The sequence below is a fragment of the Clostridium peptidivorans genome (genome assembly GCF_900205925.1).
GTDB lineage: Bacteria > Bacillota > Clostridia > Clostridiales > Clostridiaceae > Clostridium_AK > Clostridium_AK peptidivorans.
Window position 1 is genome coordinate 91,969 of record NZ_OAOD01000004.1, and the last position, 20,841, is coordinate 112,809.

Annotated in this window: 19 protein-coding genes; 17 read left to right on the plus strand and 2 right to left on the minus strand. The window is 33.5% G+C overall.

The window, feature by feature from the left end; genetic code table 11:
• Positions 1-2: 2 nt before the first annotated feature.
• From CRN98_RS05085 to CRN98_RS05165, 17 genes are all read left to right on the plus strand, one after another.
• The gene (locus tag CRN98_RS05085) at positions 3-2,144 is read left to right on the plus strand and encodes a xanthine dehydrogenase family protein molybdopterin-binding subunit (RefSeq protein WP_097026338.1); all 2,142 of its coding nucleotides are present in this window, start codon (positions 3-5) and stop codon (positions 2,142-2,144) included.
• The gene (locus CRN98_RS05090; protein WP_097026339.1) at positions 2,137-2,610 is read left to right on the plus strand and encodes a (2Fe-2S)-binding protein; all 474 of its coding nucleotides are present in this window, start codon (positions 2,137-2,139) and stop codon (positions 2,608-2,610) included. Before CRN98_RS05085 ends, CRN98_RS05090 begins: the two co-directional genes overlap by 8 nt.
• A complete protein-coding gene (locus tag CRN98_RS05095; protein ID WP_097026340.1) occupies positions 2,604-3,461 on the plus strand; it encodes an FAD binding domain-containing protein in 858 nt (285 codons plus the stop codon). The genes CRN98_RS05090 and CRN98_RS05095 overlap by 7 nt, the downstream gene beginning before the upstream one ends.
• Before the next feature lie 744 nt (positions 3,462-4,205).
• Complete coding sequence (dpaL, locus tag CRN98_RS05100) at positions 4,206-5,420, plus strand: diaminopropionate ammonia-lyase (protein WP_097026341.1); 1,215 nt, start codon at positions 4,206-4,208, stop codon at positions 5,418-5,420.
• Positions 5,421-5,429: 9 nt separating this feature from the next.
• Positions 5,430-6,812: a dihydropyrimidinase gene (hydA, locus tag CRN98_RS05105; RefSeq protein ID WP_097026342.1), complete on the plus strand. Its 1,383-nt coding sequence runs from the start codon at positions 5,430-5,432 to the stop codon at positions 6,810-6,812.
• Between the two features lie 90 nt (positions 6,813-6,902).
• Positions 6,903-8,123, plus strand: coding sequence for a YgeY family selenium metabolism-linked hydrolase (locus CRN98_RS05110; RefSeq protein ID WP_097026343.1), 1,221 nt, complete (start codon positions 6,903-6,905; stop codon positions 8,121-8,123).
• 134 nt (positions 8,124-8,257) lie between these two features.
• The gene (locus CRN98_RS05115; RefSeq protein WP_097026344.1) at positions 8,258-9,241 is read left to right on the plus strand and encodes an ornithine carbamoyltransferase; all 984 of its coding nucleotides are present in this window, start codon (positions 8,258-8,260) and stop codon (positions 9,239-9,241) included.
• A gap of 184 nt (positions 9,242-9,425) precedes the next feature.
• Positions 9,426-10,820, plus strand: coding sequence for an 8-oxoguanine deaminase (locus tag CRN98_RS05120; protein ID WP_423237085.1), 1,395 nt, complete (start codon positions 9,426-9,428; stop codon positions 10,818-10,820).
• 19 nt (positions 10,821-10,839) lie between these two features.
• Positions 10,840-11,271: an MOSC domain-containing protein gene (locus CRN98_RS05125; RefSeq protein ID WP_097026345.1), complete on the plus strand. Its 432-nt coding sequence runs from the start codon at positions 10,840-10,842 to the stop codon at positions 11,269-11,271.
• A gap of 23 nt (positions 11,272-11,294) precedes the next feature.
• Positions 11,295-12,242, plus strand: a complete 948-nt coding sequence (gene arcC / locus CRN98_RS05130) for a carbamate kinase (protein WP_097026346.1) — start codon at positions 11,295-11,297, stop codon at positions 12,240-12,242.
• A 75-nt stretch (positions 12,243-12,317) separates the two neighbouring features.
• On the plus strand, positions 12,318-13,340 hold the full coding sequence (locus CRN98_RS05135; protein ID WP_097026347.1) for a molybdopterin-binding protein: 1,023 nt from the start codon (positions 12,318-12,320) through the stop codon (positions 13,338-13,340).
• Positions 13,341-13,359: 19 nt separating this feature from the next.
• Positions 13,360-13,845 carry a MogA/MoaB family molybdenum cofactor biosynthesis protein gene (locus CRN98_RS05140; RefSeq protein WP_423237086.1) on the plus strand — a complete coding sequence of 162 codons (486 nt, stop codon included), beginning with the start codon at positions 13,360-13,362 and terminating at the stop codon, positions 13,843-13,845.
• A gap of 21 nt (positions 13,846-13,866) precedes the next feature.
• Complete coding sequence (gene moaA / locus CRN98_RS05145; protein WP_097026348.1) at positions 13,867-14,829, plus strand: GTP 3',8-cyclase MoaA; 963 nt, start codon at positions 13,867-13,869, stop codon at positions 14,827-14,829.
• 2 nt (positions 14,830-14,831) lie between these two features.
• Entirely contained in the window at positions 14,832-15,314 is a 483-nt protein-coding gene (moaC, locus tag CRN98_RS05150) for a cyclic pyranopterin monophosphate synthase MoaC (RefSeq protein WP_097026349.1), read from the plus strand.
• A 203-nt stretch (positions 15,315-15,517) separates the two neighbouring features.
• On the plus strand, positions 15,518-16,147 hold the full coding sequence (locus tag CRN98_RS05155; protein WP_097026350.1) for an HDIG domain-containing metalloprotein: 630 nt from the start codon (positions 15,518-15,520) through the stop codon (positions 16,145-16,147).
• A 127-nt stretch (positions 16,148-16,274) separates the two neighbouring features.
• Positions 16,275-16,499, plus strand: coding sequence for a helix-turn-helix domain-containing protein (locus CRN98_RS05160; RefSeq protein WP_097026351.1), 225 nt, complete (start codon positions 16,275-16,277; stop codon positions 16,497-16,499).
• 114 nt (positions 16,500-16,613) lie between these two features.
• A complete protein-coding gene (locus tag CRN98_RS05165; protein WP_097026352.1) occupies positions 16,614-17,135 on the plus strand; it encodes a peptidylprolyl isomerase in 522 nt (173 codons plus the stop codon).
• 232 nt (positions 17,136-17,367) lie between these two features.
• Here the strand turns inward: CRN98_RS05165 and CRN98_RS05170 are convergent, their stop codons facing one another.
• Positions 17,368-19,299, minus strand: coding sequence for an NAD(+) synthase (locus CRN98_RS05170; protein WP_097026353.1), 1,932 nt, complete (start codon positions 19,297-19,299; stop codon positions 17,368-17,370).
• Positions 19,300-19,590: 291 nt separating this feature from the next.
• The gene (locus tag CRN98_RS05175) at positions 19,591-20,754 is read right to left on the minus strand and encodes a MerR family transcriptional regulator (RefSeq protein WP_097026354.1); all 1,164 of its coding nucleotides are present in this window, start codon (positions 20,752-20,754) and stop codon (positions 19,591-19,593) included.
• Between the last annotated feature and the right edge of the window lie 87 nt (positions 20,755-20,841).

Below are 20,841 nucleotides of genomic sequence, written 5' to 3' on the forward strand. Positions count from 1 at the left end.
ATATGAAATGCATCAGTGAATCTATAAAGAGATTTGATACAGAAGATAAGATTGCAGGCAAGGCTAAATATATAGGGGATTATAAATTTCATGATATGCTTTATGCAAAAACATTAAGATCCACAGAGCCAAGGGCTAGAATAAAAAGCATAGAGTATCCAAAGCTTCCTGAAGGATATTATGTAGTAGATAAAAATGATGTTCCAGGGGAAAATGGGGTAAAAATTATAACCTATGAAGAACCCTTTTTTGCAAAGGACGTTGTAAATTATATAGGAGAGCCTATTTCATTAATAGTGGGTCCAGATAAAAATATAATTACAGATATAATTTCAAATACAAAGGTAAATTATGAAGCTCTAGACCCTATTTTAACATTAGATGAGGCTTTAGAAGGCAAAAAAGAGCCTATGTATAAAGATAATAATTGTTTTGTAGAATTTAAGTATTCAAAGGGAAATTTAGAAGAAGTAAAGAAAAATGCAAAGTATGTAATAGATGGAGAATATGAAACAGGTTATCAAGAGCAACTTTACTTAGAGCCACAAGGAGTAATAGGTATGTATAAGGATGGGAAGGTTACCGTGTATGGCTCTATTCAATGTCCATATTACGTTAAAAATGCACTCATAGATGCACTAAAACTTCCTGCAGATAAGGTTCAAATTGTGCAAGCTACAACAGGGGGAGCCTTTGGAGGAAAGGAAGATTATCCTTCACTAATAGGAGGGCATGTTGCTTTTGCAGCATTAAAAGCTAAAAAGCCAGTACAACTTATATTTGATAGAGGGGAAGACTTAGAATGTACCCCTAAGAGACATCCAAGTAAAATTAAAATCAGGAGTTATTTAGATGAAAATTACAAGATAATTGGAAGAGAAGCGGACATAAAGTTAGATGGGGGAGCCTATGAAGGGCTTTCAAGTGTAGTTCTCCAAAGAACTATGTTTGCAGTAATTGGAGTTTATAATGTAGAAAACGTAAATGTTAAAGGAAAGGTTATGGCTACAAATACAGTAGTTACAGGAGCTTTTAGAGGATTTGGAGCACCACAAGCCTTCTTTGCAGAAGAAATGCACATGGAGCATATTGCAAAGAAACTAGGCATTGATTCATTAGAATTTAAAATGAATAACATGGTAAAACAAGGAGATAAGTCATCAACAGGAGGAATATTTAGAGATAAAATAAGAATGCCTGAAATGATTGAAAAGGCTATACAAATGTCATCATATAAGGATAAAAAAGAATCATTTAAAAGTGATAAGAAAAATGGAAAGCTTAATGGAATTGGAATGTCACTATTTTTCCACGGTGGAGGATTTACAGGCAGTGGAGAAAGAGATCATATAAAAGCAAAGGTTAAACTTGTAAGATATCCTGATAATAAAGTAGAAATACTTATAGCTAATGTAGAAATGGGACAGGGCGTTCAAACAGCACTTAGAAAAATAGTAGCACATACTTTAGATGTACCAGTAGACACTATAATTTATCAAAATCCTGATACGGATAGAGTTCCAGATTCAGGACCAACAGTTGCTTCTCGTACCACAATGGTTGTTGGAAAGCTTTTAGAGGAAGCAGCAACTACACTTAAAGAAAGATGGAATGAAGAAGGACAAATAGAATCAGAAGCAAATTATAAATTCCCAGAGATGTATTCTTGGGATGGAGATAATTTCATAGGTGATGCTTATAACTCATATTCCTGGGGAGTAAATGTGGTAGAAGTAGAAGTTGATCCCCTCACTTATTTGCCAGATATAAAGGGAGTATGGTCAGTATTTGATATAGGTTGTGCCATAGATGAGAGAATAGTTAGAGGGCAAGTTGAAGGTGGAATGCTTCAGGGGCTAGGTTATGGTGGCATAGAAGTTATGGAAAGTAAAAATGGACGTATAATGCAGAAGACAAGCAGCGATTATACAATACCAACTATTAAAGATGCTCCTAAAATTGAAAATGAACTTATATGTGAGCCTTACTTTAATGGTCCTTTTGGAGCAAAGGGACTTGGAGAACTAACACTTATAGGTGCTGCACCAGCTTATGCACTAGCTATCCAAGATGCAATAGATAAAAATATTTATAAAATTCCAGTAAGACCTGAACATTTAATGGGGGTGATGGAAAATGAGTAAAATTAGCTTTACTTTAAACTTTGAAAAGGTAGAGATAGATACAAATCCCCTAAGAAGGCTTTTGGATGTGCTAAGGGAAGATTTTAATTTCACAGGTCATAAAGAAGGCTGCGGAGAAGGAGAATGCGGAGCTTGCTCCATTATATTAGATGGAAGGCTTGTAAACTCATGTTTAATGCCAATTGGGAAGATAGAAGGGAAAGAGGTTTTAACCATTGAAGGACTCCAAATGACAAATAAGTATAAGGTTTTAAAGGAGAGTTTTGAAGAAGCAGGAGCAGTACAATGTGGCTTTTGCACTCCTAGTATGATAATGGCTACAGAAGCTTTATTAAGAAATAATCCAAAGCCTACAGTAGATGAAATAAAGATTGGGCTTTCAGGAAACTTATGTAGATGTACAGGATATAACATGATAATAGAAGCGGTACAAATGGCATCAAAAAGAGGTGACGGACTATGGTAGAAATATATAAACCGGTAACATTAAAAGAAGTTCTCCAAATATTAAATAAACAAAAAACAGTAATATTTGCTGGCGGAACAGACCTTATGGTTAAAAGAAAAAGATGGGCAGGAATATCTCCAAAGTTTGAGGAGCCAGTAGTGTTCATAGCAGATATTCACGAACTTAAAAAAATAGAGAGAAGTGAAGATAAGCTTATAATAGGTTCAGCTGTAACTTATACAGAACTTATTGAAAGTACGCTTATACCTGAGTATATGAAAAATATATTTAGTGGGGTAGCATCCCCTGCTATAAGAAATATAGGAACCATGGGTGGAAATATAGGAAACTCATCTCCTGTAGGAGATACTCTTCCTTTACTATACGCATTAGAAGCAAAGGTAAATTTAGAAACTGAAAATTTTAAGAGACAAGTGGATATAAAAGACTTTATATTAGGGCCAGGATTAAATGATTTAAAAGAAGGTGAATTAATAACTTCTATAGAGATACCTTTAAAGAATTTTAATGCTATAGATTATCGCAAAGTGGGAACTCGTAAATCAACAGCTCTTGCAAAGCTATCTTTTCTTGGTATGGCTGAAATTAAAGATGAAAAAGTGCAGGATATAAGAATTTCCTTTGGAGCAGTAGCTCCAACCATAGTAAGGTCCAAGGAAATAGAAAATGAAATTATTGCAAAATCATTAAAGGGTGAAGAAATAGATAAAGATGAATTAATAAAATTATATGACGAACTTATAAGACCAATTGATGATCAAAGATCTACTAAGGACTACAGAAAAACTGTTTGTTTAAATTTACTCCATAGCTTCCTAAAGGAAATAATAAAATCAAGTGATTCTTAGACTCAGGTGGAGTTTGCTTATGAAGAATACTTATCTCCAGCTGAGTCTTAGAAGAACTTATCCAGGGGCGTATCAGCCGTTATCTCCCACCTAAGAGGATGGGAGTATTACGGATGGTTGCCATCGGATAAATTTTAAGGTCATTATGATAAGTTCTAGCTAAAGCTAGATTATCAATATTATAAATAGTTCCCATTTAACATTAGCTTTTTAAAGATATATTCTTAAATCTTAGTTATCAAATTGGTAAGTATTATCGTATTGATAACTATTTTTTTTACTTTATATGAAGTTACAGATTTTTATACTTGTTTATAACTTCTATATCTATTAAAAAGATACTCCTATAAAGTAAAAAGATGGGTGTAGGGAAGGTATTTTTCGACGCTTTCAGGAGGGTGCTCAGACGCATAGCGTTGTCGAAGGGAACCTAGGATTTCCTAGCGAAAGCGGCGTAGGAGCTTTTTTATCTAATTGCTAATACTCCCATTGCACTCTGTGAAAGAGACTCACACTAAATCAAGATTTGAGTTAGATATAAGGCAAAAAATAAAATCATTGGCATGGTTAATGCTAATAAATAAAGAGTAAGGATCAATAAGAAATTCTAATAATTTTTAAAGCTTAAATTTAATTTTTAAAATAAAGAAGTAGAAATCAATGGCTATAACTTAAAGATTGGCAATTAGAAATCACAAACTGATTACTGACTACTTGTTACTAAAAAATAGGGGGGAAGGTCATATGGATATAAAGTATAAAAGCAATGATAAATGTAGAAGTGGAGATTTTGAGAAGACACTGGTAAAAGATTTTGAAATGGATGAAATAAAAAAGGTGAATAAGTTTCATGAAAGCTTTAAAGTTTATAAAAAAACTCCACTGGCAAAACTTGATAACTTAGCTAAAAGCTTGGGAGCTAAAAACATATTTGTAAAAGATGAGTCCTATAGATTTGGATTAAATGCCTTTAAGGTATTAGGTGGATCCTATGCTATAGGAAAGCTTCTCGCAAAAAAGCTTAATATGGATATTTCAGAGGTGAGCTTTGAGTATTTAAGAAGTAAAGAAGTTAAAGAGAAGATAGGACAAATTACCTTAACAACTGCAACGGATGGAAATCATGGAAGAGGAGTTGCTTGGGCAGCTGAGCAGCTTGGACAAAAAGCTGTTATTTATATGCCAAAGGGATCATCACTCACTAGACTAAATAATATAAAGGCAACTGGAGCAGAAGCTTATATAACCGATTTGAACTATGATGATGCAGTAAGGCTTTCACTTGAAAATGCTAAAAAGTATGGATGGGAAATAGTTCAAGACACTGCTTGGGAAGGATATGAAGAAATTCCACTTTGGATTATGCAGGGTTATGCAACTATGATGGTAGAAGCAGTGGAACAGATGAAAGAAGCAGGAACTGAAAAGCCAACTCATGTATTTATACAGGCAGGGGTTGGGGCACTTGCTGGAGCAGTTCAAGGATTTTTAACTGCATACTATGGTGAAGATAGACCAATAACTGCAATAGTTGAGCCTAGTCTAGCAGATTGTATATATAAATCAGCTGTAAATGGAAAGATAACAAATGTAACAGGAGACATGCCAACTATAATGGCAGGACTTGCTTGTGGAGAACCAAATCCAATTGGATGGAACATACTTGATAGATATACTGATATGTTTGTATCCTGTGAAGATTATGTGGCAGCAGAAGGAATGAGAGTTCTTGGGAATCCATTAGGAGAGGATAGAAAAGTAATATCTGGGGAATCTGGAGCAGCACCTGCAGGATTTATGTACTGCATACTTAAAGATAAGAAATATAAAGAAATAAGAGAAGCTCTTAATATAGATGAAAATTCTTCAATACTTGTAATAAGTACAGAAGGAGACACAGATCCAGACAACTATAGAAAAATAGTATGGGATGGAGCATATCCTTATCCTGAAGAATAAGGTGATTTTATGAAGCTATTAATAAAAAACGGCACTATAGTAACTGCTAGTGACATATATAAGGGTGACATCTATGCTGAGGATGGGATTATTAAAGAAATAGCATCAGATATACAACGTAAAACAGATGAAATTATTGATGCGGAAGGTAAGTACGTAATTCCAGGTGGAGTAGATGTTCATACTCACTTAAATATAGATGTAGGATTTGCAAGGGCAAATGATGATTTTTACACAGGCACAGTTGCTGCAGCTTGTGGAGGAACTACTTCAATTGTAGATCACATGGGTTTTGGCCCCAAGGGATGTAATTTAAAGCATCAAGTGGATGTATACCATGAATATACAGGTGAGAACGCAGTAATTGATTATAGCTTTCATGGAGTTATTCAACATGTAAATGAAGATATTTTACAGGAAATGAAAGCTATAGTTGAAGAAGAAGGAATACCAAGCTTCAAAATTTACATGACCTATGATTATAGAATAAATGATGTGGAAGCTTTTAAGGTATTAGAAAGACTTAAAGAGCTTGGAGCAATAACTACTGTTCATCCTGAGAATCATGAAATAGTAAATTATTTTAGAGAAAAGTTCGTAAAGGAAGGAAAGTTTGCTCCTATATATCATGCGTTAAGTAGGCCTGAAAGGTGTGAATCTGAGGCCATAAATAGAATGATAGATTTAGCTTATATGGCAGGTGATGCGCCACTTTATATAGTACACTTAACCAATAAAGACGGGTTAAAGCATATAAAAAGAGCACAAAGGCTAGGACAAAAGGTATTTGCAGAAACTTGTATAAAGTATCTTTTGTTAGATATAGATAGGTATAATGAGCCAAATAATCAAGGGCTTAAATATATAATGAGTCCTCCACTTAGACATAAAAGAAATCAAGGAGCATTATGGCAGGGCATAAGGGATGGAAGTATACAAGTAGTAGCTACGGATCATTGTCCATTTAATTTTAATAAGGATAAGCAAATGGGAAAGAATGATTTCACAAAATGTCCTAATGGAGCTCCAGGAATTGAAGAGAGAATTCCACTTATGTTTTCAGAGGGAGTTGTAAAGGGAAGGATAAGCATAAATAAATTTGTGGAAGTATGTTCAACAAATCCTGCAAAGATATTTGGGCTTTATCCTAAAAAGGGAGTTATACAAGTTGGTTCAGATGCTGACATAGTAATTATAGACCCTGATAAGGAAGTGGAATTAAGTAAGGATATGCTGCATGAAAATGTAGATTATACTGCTTATGAAGGATTTAAACTTAAGGGGTATCCTATATACACCATAGCTCGAGGAGAAATAATAGTAAAGGATAATAAATTTATAGGCAAAAAGGGGTATGGGAAGTTTATAAAAAGAACTAAAAATTACTATTAATGAAACATCTCAAAAAAATGAGATGTGCTGATTTGTGATGAAATTATAAATCGCTGTAAATCATGCAAAAACATTAGGGGGTATGGAAAGATGTCAAGGGATTATAAAGCAGAAGAAATATTAAAACTTGCTGAGGAATACAAGCAGGATATGAGCAGGTTTTTAAGAGATATGATTTCAATTCCAAGTGAAAGTACACAGGAAAAAGAAGTAGTTTTACGTATTAAAGAGGAAATGGAAAAGGTAGGCTTTGATAAAGTAGAGATAGATCCTATGGGAAATGTGCTTGGCTATATTGGACATGGAAAACACATAATAGCTATGGATGCACATATAGACACAGTAGGAATTGGTGACCCAAATCTTTGGCACTATAATCCTTATGAAGGATATGAAGATGAAGAAGTTATAGTTGGAAGAGGTGCAACAGACCAAGAAGGCGGTATGGCGTCTATGGTTTATGCAGGCAAGATAATAAAGGATTTAGGCCTTGAAGATGATTATACATTGATTGTTACAGGCACAGTTCAAGAAGAAGACTGTGATGGATTATGCTGGCAGTATATTATAAATGAAGATAACATAAAACCAGAATTTGTGGTATCAACTGAGCCAACTTCTTGCAACATATATAGAGGGCAAAGAGGAAGAATGGAAATTAAGGTTACAACTAAAGGGATAAGTTGTCATGGGTCAGCACCAGAAAGAGGAGATAATGCCATATTTAAGATGGCCCCAATACTTATTGAACTAAGGGCTTTAGGAGAAAATTTACACTATGATGAGTTCTTAGGAAAAGGATCACTTACAGTATCAGAAGTATTCTTCTCATCACCATCAAGATGTGCTGTAGCAGATGGATGTACAATTTCAATAGACAGAAGATTAACAGATGGGGAAACTTGGCAGGGGGCTTTAGAAGAAATAAGAAACCTTCCAGCAGTAAAGGCAGCTAAGGCTGAAGTTTCAATGTATGATTATTCTAGGGCCTCATATACAGGACTTGTATATCCAACAGAATGTTATTTCCCAACTTGGGTGATTCCAGAAGAACATCCAGTATGCGAAACATTAGTAGAAGGATATAGAAAATTATTTAAGTCTGAACCATTAGTAGATAAATGGACGTTTTCAACTAATGGAGTATCAATTATGGGAAGATATGGAATACCATGCATAGGATTTGGGCCAGGACATGAAGTTGAGGCTCATGCACCAAATGAAAAGAACTGGAAAAGTGAACTTGTAAAATGCGCAGCTATGTATGCAATAGTTCCAATTTTATATGTTAAAGAACAGGCAGAGAAATAAAAGCTAATAGTTAATAGTTAATATTAGGTAATCTTACTTAGAGATAGTGTTGGCTTAAATAAAGATCTTAATAAGCAACTGAATTTTAATAAAATGAAAATTAAAATTAAAGGTAAAATAAGGGGGATATTAATATGCAAACAGTATTTAGAGGAAGACACTTTATAACATTACAGGATTACACAAAGGAAGAAATAGAAACAATGCTGGATGTTTCCTATGATTTAAAGAGAAAATTTGCAATGGGAATAGATACTCCATACTTACCACATAAGACAATATTTTTAATGTTTTTCGAACAGTCTACAAGAACTAGAAATTCTATGGAAGCAGGTATAGCACAATTAGGAGGACACGGAAATTACTTAGATACCAGTACAATGCAAGTGTCCCATGGGGAAAGTCCAAAGGATACAGCAGTAATACTTTCAAGATTTGGACATGGAATAGCTTGTAGAAATTGTTTCTGGGAAGAAGGTAACAAATATATAACGGAAATGGCAAAACACTCATCAGTTCCAATATTTAATTTACAATGTGACTTATATCATCCAATGCAGGCATTAGCAGATCTTATGACTATGCAGGAAAAGTTTAAAGATACTAAAAAACTTAAAGTATCAATAATTTGGGCATATGCAACAACACATAAAAAGCCAATATCCGTGCCAGTAAGTCAAGTGTTACTATTCCCAAGATTCGGAATGGATGTAACTTTAGCTTATCCAGAAGGATACCAATTACCAGATTGGGTAATAGAAAAAGCAAAAGCTTATGCAGCAGAAAATGGTGGCAGCGTAACACTTACTCATAATATGGAAGAAGCATATAAGGATGCAGATGTAGTAATACCAAAGAACTGGGGAAACTGGGTAACAAATCAAAGTAAAGATGTTATAGATGACTTGCTTGAAGCAAACAAAGCATGGAAATGTACAGAAGAAATGATGGCACTTACAAAACCAACTAGCATATACATGCACGCATTGCCAGCAGATAGAAAGAATGAAGTTGTGGATTCAGTAATAGATGGACCACACTCTGTAATATATGATGAAGCAGAAAACAGAATTCATACAGCAAAAGCCGTTATGACACTCTTAATGGGTGGAAAATAGTAGCTCAGTTTTATTAGTAAGTTTCTTTTCACAGTCCTGAAAAATATTGGAGCTTCTACAGCACATAATTCTTAAAAGCTAAGTACTTTTAAAAACTGGCACAGCTCAAACAGTTTAAAAGTACTAAAGCTTTTAAGAATTACTTTCTAAGAAACTCATAACATTTTTCAAAGTAATGATTCAAATGAAACACAAAACAGGGGGTGATTTGCTGTTGAAAAAATTATTAAAAAACTTGAGCAAAGTTGTGACCTTTGATAACAAGGATAGTATTTTTGATAATTATGATATTTTAATTAATGATAGGGTAATTGAAAAGATAGATAAAGATATTAAAGAAGACATGGATATGGAAGTTATAGATTGCAGCGGACTTCTTGCTATGCCTGGATTTGTAAACACTCATCATCATTTATATCAAACTTTATTTAGAGGTATAGATGAGGTTCAAGAAAAGCCTCTTTTTCCATGGCTTGTAGGGCTTTATGAATTTTGGAAGCATATAGGGGCAGAAGCTGTGTATTATGGAGGACTAGTTGGATTTAGTGAACTTCTAAGAACGGGATGCACAACAACTATGGATCATCATTATTTATTCCCAGAGAATAAACCAGCTACATTAATAGATGAACAGATAAGAGCAGCTAAAGAAATAGGAATAAGATTTCATGCTACAAGGGGATCTATGTCCTTAGGAAAAAGTAATGGGGGACTACCACCAGATAGTGTAGTTCAAAATGAAGATAAGATACTTGAGGACAGCGAAAGACTTATAAACAAATATCACGATAAAGAAGATTTTGCAATGACAAGGATAGCACTTGCTCCTTGCTCACCATTTTCTGTAACTGAGAGCTTAATGATTAAATCTCAAGAGCTTGCAAGAAAAAAGGGAGTTATGCTTCATACTCATTTGGCAGAGACAAAGGATGAAGAAAGATTTTGCTTGGAAATGTATGGAAGAAAGCCAGTGGAGCTTATGGAAAGTGTAGGGTGGCTTGGTGAAGATGTATGGTTTGCTCATGTAATTCATGTAAATGAAGAGGAAATGAAAAAGCTTAAGGGGTCAGGGGTAGCTCACTGTCCATCTTCAAATATGAAGTTAAACAGTGGAATATGTTCTACTACAGATTTACTAAAAGCAGGAGTAAAGGTTAGCATAGCAGTAGATGGAAGTGCTTCAAATGATGGTTCAAATATGTGGGAAGAAGTTAGACGTGCATATCTTTTAAATCACTTAAAATATGGTACTGAAGGGTTAAATGCTTATAATATCTTAAGGCTTGCAACTAGAGGAGGAGCAGAGGTGCTTGGAAGACATGATATCGGCATACTTGAAGTTGGAAAGGCCGCGGATATAGTGCTTTATGATTTAGATGACGTAGCCTATGCAGGATGTCATAATCCACTAGTAGGGCTAGTTACCTGTGGAAATACAAGTTTGGTAAAGATGACTATGGTGAATGGAAGGATAGTTGTAAAAGATGGCGAATTATTAACTATGAACACAAAAAATGTAAGAAAAGAAGCACATAAAATTGCAGAAGATATAGTTGAAATGGAAAGAAATAAAAGGTAAAAAGACGGGGGGATGCTCGATGGCTAAAGTTATTTCAATTAACATCAGTAAAGAAAAAGGAGTTATAAAAACTCCTATAGAAAAAGGATTTTTCAAAAAAGATTTTGGGCTAGAAGGTGATGCTCATGGAGGGAATTGGAACAGACAAGTAAGCCTTTTAGCTGAGGAAAGTATAGATAAAATGAAGGAACTAGGGCTAAGTGAGCTGACCCCTGGGGTATTTGCAGAAAATATAACCACAGAAGGAATAATTCTTTACACTTTACCTATAGGCACAAAACTTAAAATAGGTGAAGTAATTATGGAAGTCACTCAAATAGGAAAAGAATGTCATAGTGGCTGTCAAATAAGTAAGATTACAGGAAAGTGCATAATGCCAAAGGAAGGCATATTTGCAAAAATATTAGAAGAAGGCTATATAAAAGCCGGAGATGAAATTAGTATGGTTTAGGAATAAGGAATAGGGGGATTTTTATGAAAATTGTTATAGCACTTGGTGGGAATGCACTTCAAGCAAATCCAAAGGATTTAACATCTGAGGCACAGCTTGTTAAAAGTAGGGAAACGGCTAAGGCGTTGGTTGACTTAATGGAAGATGGACACACAGTTGCAATTGTACATGGTAATGGACCACAAGTTGGACAAATAATAAATACACAAGAAACTGCAAATAAGGCATCAGATTCACAAATCCCTGTTATGCCTTTTGATGTTTGTGGAGCTTTTTCTCAAGGATATATAGGGTATCATTTGCAAAAGAGTATAGAAGAAGAATTGAAAAGAAGAGGAATTAAAAAGCCTGTAGGAACGGTTATAACCCAGATGCTAGTAGATAAAGAGGATTCTGGTTTTAAAAATCCAACCAAACCTATAGGTTCTTTTTATAGTAAAGAGGAAGCAGAAAAACTTATGAAAGAAAAAGGATATGTAATGAAGGAAGATGCAGGAAGAGGATGGAGAAGAGTTGTGGCCTCTCCAAAACCAATTGATATAGTTGAAAAGGAAATTATACACAATATGATAACTTCTGGAATGATTACAATATCCTGCGGCGGTGGGGGAATTCCTGTAGTATATGAAGAAGATAAAATAGAAGGAATTGCTGCTGTAATAGATAAGGATTTTGCAGCAGAAAAATTAGCTGAAATAATAGACGCAGATATACTTTTAATATTAACTGCAGTAGATAGGGTTTATGTAAATTATAATAAACCTAATCAAGAAGAACTCTCCAATATAAATATAGATGAATTAAATGAATATATAGAAGAAGGTCAATTTGCACCAGGAAGTATGTTACCTAAGGTAGAGGCAGCTAAAAAATTTGTGGAATTTGATAAAAATAAGATAGCTATAATAGCATCATTAGGTAAAGCAGAAGAAGCATTAAATAAAACAAGTGGCACAAGAATAGTCAGATAATTCAGTTGAGAAATTTGTTAATAAAGGATATAATACTATTAAGTAACAAATGGGGAGATATATGGAGGTGTGAATATGAAACAAGTCAAAGTAGAAGATGCTATAGGAATGGTACTTGGGCATGATTTGACTAAGATTGTACCGGGAGAATTTAAAGGAGCGGCATTTAAAAAGGGACATGTAATTAGAAAAGAAGATTTACCCATGTTAAAAAGCATGGGTAAAAATCATATAAATGTATTGGAAATAAGTGAGGGAGAACTTCATGAAAATGAAGCAGCTCAAAGAATAGTACAGGCGGTAGCAGGAGAAGGTTTATATTATGGAGATCCTAGAGAAGGAAAAATTGAGCTAAGGGCTAAGAATAGAGGAATTGTAAAGGTTAACATAGAGGCCTTAAAAGAAATAAATAGTATAGATCAAATAATACTTGCTACCCTTCATGATAATACTTTGATAGAAAAGGATCAATCTGTAGGGGCTACAAGAACTATTCCTCTTGTAATAAAAGAGGACAAGATAGTAAAGGTTGAGGAAATTGGAAAGTTAAATAACCAAAATATAATAAGCATAAAACCCCTTAAAGATTTAAAAATTGGAATTGTGGTTACAGGTACTGAAGTCTTTGAAGGAGTAATTAAGGATAAATTTGCACCAGTGTTAACAGATAAAATAAAGTATTACGGAAGTACGCTTATTGATTTAATATATGCTCCAGATAATAGGGAAGTAATAAAAACTGAAATAGAAAAGTTAATTAAAAAGGGAGCAGAAGTAGTGCTTGTATCAGGAGGAATGTCTGTAGATGCAGATGATGTAACCCCTCTGGCAATAGAAGATGCAGCAACAGAGGTGACATCCTATGGAGTACCTGCTCTTCCAGGAAATATGCTTATGATAGCATATAGCGGCGACTGTACCATATTTGGAATACCAGGAGCTGCAATGTATTTTGAAACTACTACTTTAGATATACTTCTCCCAAGAGTACTTGCAGGAGAAAGAATAAAGAGAGAAGAAATAGTAGAATTAGGGCATGGTGGTTATTGCCCAATGTGTAAAGAATGCACATATCCAAATTGTCACTTTGGAAAGTAAGAAATGGGAGGGGCAAATAATGAGGGCTGGAATAATTACGGTAAGCGATAAGGGATCAAGAGGAGAAAGGGAAGATGTAACAGGAAAAGTTTTAAAGGAAATGCTTATTAAAGAAGATTATGAAATATGCCATTACAATATAGTTCCAGATGAAATTGATCAAATAAGCAATGAAATAGTACACTGTTGTTATGAATTAGATATAGATTTGATTCTTACAAATGGAGGCACAGGCTTTGCTAAAAGGGATGTAACTCCAGAAGCTACGTTAAAGGTTATAGATAAACAGGTCCCAGGAATTTCAGAAGCTATGAGGATGGAAAGCTTTAAGATAACTCCAAGGGCAATTCTTACAAGAGGAGTAGCAGGAATAAGGGGAAATACTCTAATAATAAACTTACCGGGAAGTCCTAAAGGAGCATCAGAAAACTTACAGGTAGTACTTCCAGCATTAAAGCATGGGATAGAAGTTTTAAAGGGTGAAGCAAGTGAATGTGCTAGGTGATAAATAAGGTAGGGGATATGTATGATAGACAAGCATGGAAGAAAAATAAATTATTTAAGAGTTTCATTAACGGATAAGTGCAATTTGAGATGCATATATTGCATGCCTGAAATATGTCCAAAATTAAATGAAGAAAATTCCCCTCAGCTGAAAATTAATGACGTCATTAAGGTTGTAAATGCTGCTTCAAAGCTTGGAATAGAAAAAATAAGGTATACGGGTGGAGAGCCACTTATTGTAAAGAATATAGATAAGCTTATATATGAAACTCATAAGCAAGCTAAAATAAGAGATATAGCAATTACTACAAATGGAATATTTTTAGAAGATGTAATATATGACTTGAAGATTTCGGGACTAAATAAAGTAAATATAAGTTTAGATACATTAAAAAATGATAGATACAAAAAAATAACTCGTGGTGGAGAATTAAATAAGGTGTTTAAAGCTTTGGAAAAATGCTTAAGCCTTGGCTTTAAATCCGTTAAAATAAATACAGTACTTTTAAAGGGAATCAATGATGATGAAATAGCAGATTTCATAGATTTAACTAAAAAGTATCCAATTGATGTAAGGTTTATAGAGCTTATGCCATTAGGAGAGGGTATTAAATATTATGATAGGTTTTCTATGACTTCAAAGGAAGTTTTAGAAAAATTTCCTGAACTTATACATGAAAAGGAAAATGAGGTTTCTACCGCAGAGCTTTATACATTAAAAAATGCAATGGGAAAGGTGGGCTTTATAAGTCCACTTAGTTGTAAATTTTGTGATAGTTGCAATAAAATAAGATTGACATCAGAGGGTAAAATAAAACCTTGTCTTCATTCAGATGAGGAAATAGATATAATACCATATTTAGATAATGAAAAAGAGCTTTTAGATAAAATAAGATATTCAATAATGGAAAAACCAAAGGAGCATCATATTGAAGAAGAACATAAAACAAATACACATAGAATGATGTTTCAAATAGGAGGGTAACTATGCATGAGGATAAACTTACACATATAAATGAGCAGGGAAGAGCAAGAATGGTGGATGTAAGTTCTAAGGATGTTACTGAAAGAGAAGCAGTGGCTTATGCATGTATTTATATGAAAAGTGAAACTTTAATGAGAATAAAGGAAGGCAGTATAAAAAAGGGCGATGTACTTTCTGTATCTCAAGTAGGTGGAATAATGGCATCTAAAAATACATGGAGTATTATACCCATGTGCCATAATATAAATTTATCTTCTTGCGATGTAAATTTTAATTTAGATGAGGAAAATAATAAAGTTGATATATATGTAACCACTAAAACCATGGGACAAACTGGTGTGGAAATGGAAGCACTTACAGCGGCATCTGTGGCAGCACTTACCATATATGATATGTGCAAGGCAATAGATAGAGAAATGACAATAACAGATGTAAAACTTTTAAAAAAAACTGGTGGAAAATCAGGAAACTTTGTTAGGAAGTAAATTGAAGATGCTAGTATAAATTCTTTTAAATATAAGCAAATTAATAAGGTACTTAACTATATTTAAAAGGAGTGATTTATATGGCAAAGAAAGGTATGTCAAGACCAGCACCAGAGGAAACAGCAGGTACTAAAGTTAAAAAAAGAAATAAAAATCAGCAACCTGTGCCAGAAACAAAAAAATAACGAAGGACGAGTGTATATATGACTACTCATGAAATTTTTTTAGAAATTACAAAACATATTATGGAGGATGAAAAGCCCTCTGTATATTTAAATGAACTTGCAAAAAGTGAAGTGTTTAATGAATACCCTTTTAAATTGCTTAAAGCTATGATAAAAACAGAGCAAAGTCCAATTCACCACCCAGAGGGTTCTGTTTGGAATCATACAATGATGGTGGTGGATTCAGCAGCTAAAGAAAAGAATTTAAGTGAACACCCTAAAGTATTTATGTGGGGGGCACTTCTTCATGACATAGGTAAGCCCCCAACTACTAAACTTAGAAAGGGTAGACTAACATCTTATGATCATGATAAGGAAGGTAAAAAGCTTGCAGAGGAATTTTTAAGATGTTTTACAGATGATGAAGATTTTATAGAAAAAGTAGTGGCATTTGTAAGATGGCATATGCAGCCATTATTTGTAGCTAAAAATTTACCATTTGCAGATATAGATAAGATGTCTGAGGAGATTGATTTAGATGAAATAGCTCTTCTTTCTCTTTGTGATAGACTTGGAAGAGGAGAAATGACACAAGAAAAGATAGAAAAAGAAAAAAATCATGTAGAAGAGTTTAGACATAAGGTAGAGGAAAAACTTGCTAAGGCATGAAAATAAGTGATAAAGCCCCTTGGTAATAAATACAATTAACTATAAAGCATAGGATTTTTTATAAATAAATGATATAATTGCTTTAGAAGATCTTATATAGTTACTAGTTATATAAGGGGGGCTTTATATGTTAGATGGAAAAAAGGTTAGAGAGTATAGGCTAAGGCTCGGATATACCGCAGCAGACGTGGAAATACTTACGAAAAACCCGAGATTTGAAACATCTATATCTAAATCTTATCTTGAGGAACTTGAGAGAGGAGATAAGAAAAACCCCAGTCTTCAAAAGATAGTGGTTTTAGCAAGTATACTTTGCTGTAAAGTAGATGATTTGTTATTACAGGCTTGTTAAGACTTTTAAAAACATATGTGTATAAAATAGGCGATGTTTAATTAAACATCGCCTTAAATGGCTAATGAAAGCTTTATGTAAAATAAGGCTTTAAAAATAAAGGAGGAATACATAATGCAAAAAAATCCAATTGTTACTTTTACTATGGAAAATGGAGATGTGATGAAGGCTGAGTTATATCCAGAGGTTGCACCAAATACAGTGAAAAACTTTATAAGCCTTATAAATAAAGGTTTTTATAATGGACTTACATTTCACAGAATCATACCTGGATTTATGATACAGGGAGGATGTCCACAGGGTACTGGAATGGGTGGCCCAGGATACGGTATAAAGGGAGAATTTAAGAGAAATGGCGTTAAAAATGATTTAAAGCATACAGAAGGTGTTCTTTCAATGGCAAGAGCAGGACACCCTGATTCAGCAGGAAGCCAATTCTTTTTAATGGTAGCAGCAGCTCCACACCTAGATGGAGATTATGCAGCATTTGGAAAGCTAATAGAAGGAATGGACTTAGCAAAAATGATAGTTAAAGTTCCTGCAGACTATATGGATAAACCATTAGAACCACAGGTTATGAAAGAGGTAACAGTGGATACCTTTGGTGAAGAATATGGTGAACCAGAGACTGTTTAATAGTTTGCTTTAGTGATATTTTTAATATTTAACTGTTAGTATGGGATTTGTATCGCAGAAAGCATTGAGTAAGCATTAAAAGGTCTTTATTTCTGAACTTGAAATACCGTTAAGAACCTTCTACTGTCCGAGCGACAGCGAGTTTAGAAGGTTTAGGCATTTTAAGTTCAGAAATATTAGACCTTTTTTGCGAAACGAACGCTTTCCTAGACACAAATCCCATACTAGTTGTTTATATTAAAAATGAGCTGCTGCTTGCATCTGATGGCATTCTCAAATCTCCTCTAGGGGATAGACTTATAGTTCCAACCTTTGGACCATCAGGCAGTGCTGAACGTTTAAACTGTTGAGTGAAAAATCTCTTAATAAACATTTGAAGCCATTTTTTAATTACATCCTTAGAATAATCTTTTTCAAAGGCTTTTTCGGCTAAAAATAATATTTTTTCAGGAGAAGCACCCTTCATAAAATTATATAAGAAGAAATCATGAAGCTCATAAGGTCCTACTATATCCTCTGTCTTTTGTGCTATTTCACCCTTGCTATTCTTTGGAAGAAGCTCAGGACTTACAGGAGTATCTAAGATATCTAAAAGAATAGCTGATATATCTTCAGAAACCTCATTTTCAGCCACATATCTAACTAAATATCTTACTAAAGTCTTTGGTATAGAGCAGTTTACAGAGTACATTGACATATGGTCTCCATTATAAGTAGCCCAGCCAAGTGCAAGCTCCGATAAATCTCCTGTGCCTATGACAAGTCCGCCTTCTTTATTTGCTATATCCATAAGTATTTGAGTTCTTTCTCTTGCTTGAACATTTTCATAAGTAACATCATGAATACTTTCATCATGACCAATATCTTCAAAATGTTGAAGAGAGGATTTTACTATATTTATTTCTCTAAAATCAGTGCCTAGTTTTTTACACAAATCCACTGCGTTATTATAAGTTCTATCAGTGGTTCCAAAGCCAGGCATGGTTATTGTAACTATATTTTTCTTATCAATATTTAGCATATCATAGGTTTTAAGTATAACTAAAAGTGCAAGAGTTGAGTCTAGTCCGCCAGAAATCCCCACAATAGATTTTTTAAGTCCTGTATGGCAAATTCTTTTAGCTAAAGCTGAAGATTGAATATTAAATATTTCTCTGCATCTATCCATTCTTTCACTTAAATTAGAAGGAACAAAAGGATGTTTATCTATGTATCTTTCAAAGCTATGAGCCTCATTGGATAAAAACTCAAATTCTATTTCACGAACCTTTGATATGGAAGTTTTAGAACCATCTCTAAAGCTCATATTTCTTATTCTATCATTTATAAGTCTTTCTACATCCACAGTAGATACTATGACTTCATTTTCCCTTTGGAATCTATCGTTTTCCTTAAGCATAGCTCCATTTTCAGAAATTAAAAGATGTCCGCTAAATAATAAATCCGTAGAGGATTCAAATACTCCAGAAGATGAGTATACATAAGCTGCCATGCATCTAGCACTTTGGGAATTAACAAGATTTCTTCTGTAGGAAGCTTTACTTACTATTTCATTTGAAGCAGAAAGGTTTCCAATTATATTTGCTCCATTTAATGCAAGGTAGCTGCTTGGAGGAATGGTCACCCAAACATCCTCACAGATTTCAAATCCAAATTTAAATATTCCTGAATAAAATAATAAATCTGTTCCAAAGGGTACATTCTTTTGAAATGGGAGATATACTATTTCATCTGTTATATTAAGTCCTTCAGTAAACCATCTCTTTTCATAAAACTCAGAGTAGTTTGGTACAAAGCTCTTTGGAATAACTCCTAAAACTTTTCCATCAAATATTATAAAAGCACAGTTGTACATGCAGTTTTTGATTATAAGAGGAGCACCTACTGCAATTAGTATATCCTTAAGCTTTGAAAAATCACATAACTCCTTTAAAGCCTCCATAGAAGAGCTATATAATTTGCTATTTAAAAATAAATCTCCACAGGTATAAGAAGTTATAGAAAGTTCAGGAAATACTATAAGTTTTGCTTCTGTATTTAAAGCTTTATCTATACAGTTCTTTATATTTTTCAAATTAAAACTTACATCAGCCACATTTGTAACAGGACATGCAGCCGCAACGTTTATAAAATCCTTAGAAGGAGAGTAAGTTGTATCTTTCATGTTTAAAAACCTCCAAACTTAAATAGTAATCAGTAGCCAGTGACCGATTACCAGTAATTATAATTAATAATGAATGTAAAAAAGTTGGCTGAAGGCCGACTTTTATTATATATATTAGTATAACTCATAGTTGGTAAATTTAACATAAAGGCAGAAAAAAATCTATAATCGCTAAATATGCATTTTCTAATAGGTAGAAAACTGCCAAAATAATATTCAATTATAAAACCCAGTAGAAAGTGCTCTGCATCCTATTGGGTTTATTGTATCAGTTTGTAGTTTTTCGATTCATTACTTATTATTTTCAGAATAAAAATTTAGGGCTTCTCCGATAAATTTAGATGCACCACTGCTATATTTCTTATCGATTACTTTGATATACTCAGGCTTTGATAAATAAAAATCAGCCATAAATCCCCAATAGTTATCTCCCACATCCACTTTTAAAGATTCATGTTGTTTTTTAGTTATATCTGCAATTTCCTCAATAATTTGTTGAATATATTTTGAAGAAGGATCTTTGCTTAAATCAGATGTAAGATTTTTATATAATGTATTTATTTTAGGCTGCTTATCTCCTAAATAATTTTTTAGGGCTTCTCCGATAAATTTAGATGCACCATTTCCATACTTCTTATCAACTTCTTTTATCCACTTAGGAAATTCTAAATAAATTTGTACCATATGGTACCAATAATCATCTCCAAGCATATCCATTTTGAAAATTTCATAATCTTTTTTAGCTGTATTAGTTATTTCTTCAGCAATTTGTTGAATTTCTTTTGAAAAAGGATCTTTACTTAAGTCAGATACAAGCTTTTTATATAGTTCTTTTAATTTAGGATGCTTATCTTCCAAGCAATCTTTTTTAAACTTATCATATTGTTCTGCTATAGTTAACATATCACTATTAAAATTTTTCTTTATAGCTTTAGCATATTTTTCAATGCTTCCATATTGCTTTATTGCCATTTTGGCAATCTCTGATTCCTTAGATTTGGATGTTTCAATAAATTTATTATATTCATCTATACTGCCCCAACTTTTAATTACCTTATCCTCATGTTCTATTTTAAATTCTTCCAATACATTAAAATACTCACTCATATCAAATTCTTTAAAACTCATTGTGTTTTCTCCTTTTAATGTTTTATTTATAAGCTCTATTAAACCATTTAATCTGTTGCGTTTTAAAATAAGCAGCTTTTTATGACTTTTTAGTGATTGCATTTTATCAAAGTGGGGACTAGCCATGATTTCTTTAACTTCTTTCAAAGGTATATCAAGTTCTTTAAAAAATAAAATTTGCTGCAAGGTTTTAAGAGCCTCATCGTCATAAAGTCTGTAACCTGTGTCAGTGATTTCGCTTGGTTTTAATAATCCAATTTCATCATAGTAATGTAGTGCGCGCACACTTATTCCTGTTAAATCAGAAACTTGTTTTACTGTTCTCATTGCTGCACCTCCAAGTTTGATTTTAGAGCTGTCAATACTATCCAACACTCCGCCGGCTGTGAGTTTTTGTCAATATAGTGAAGCTCT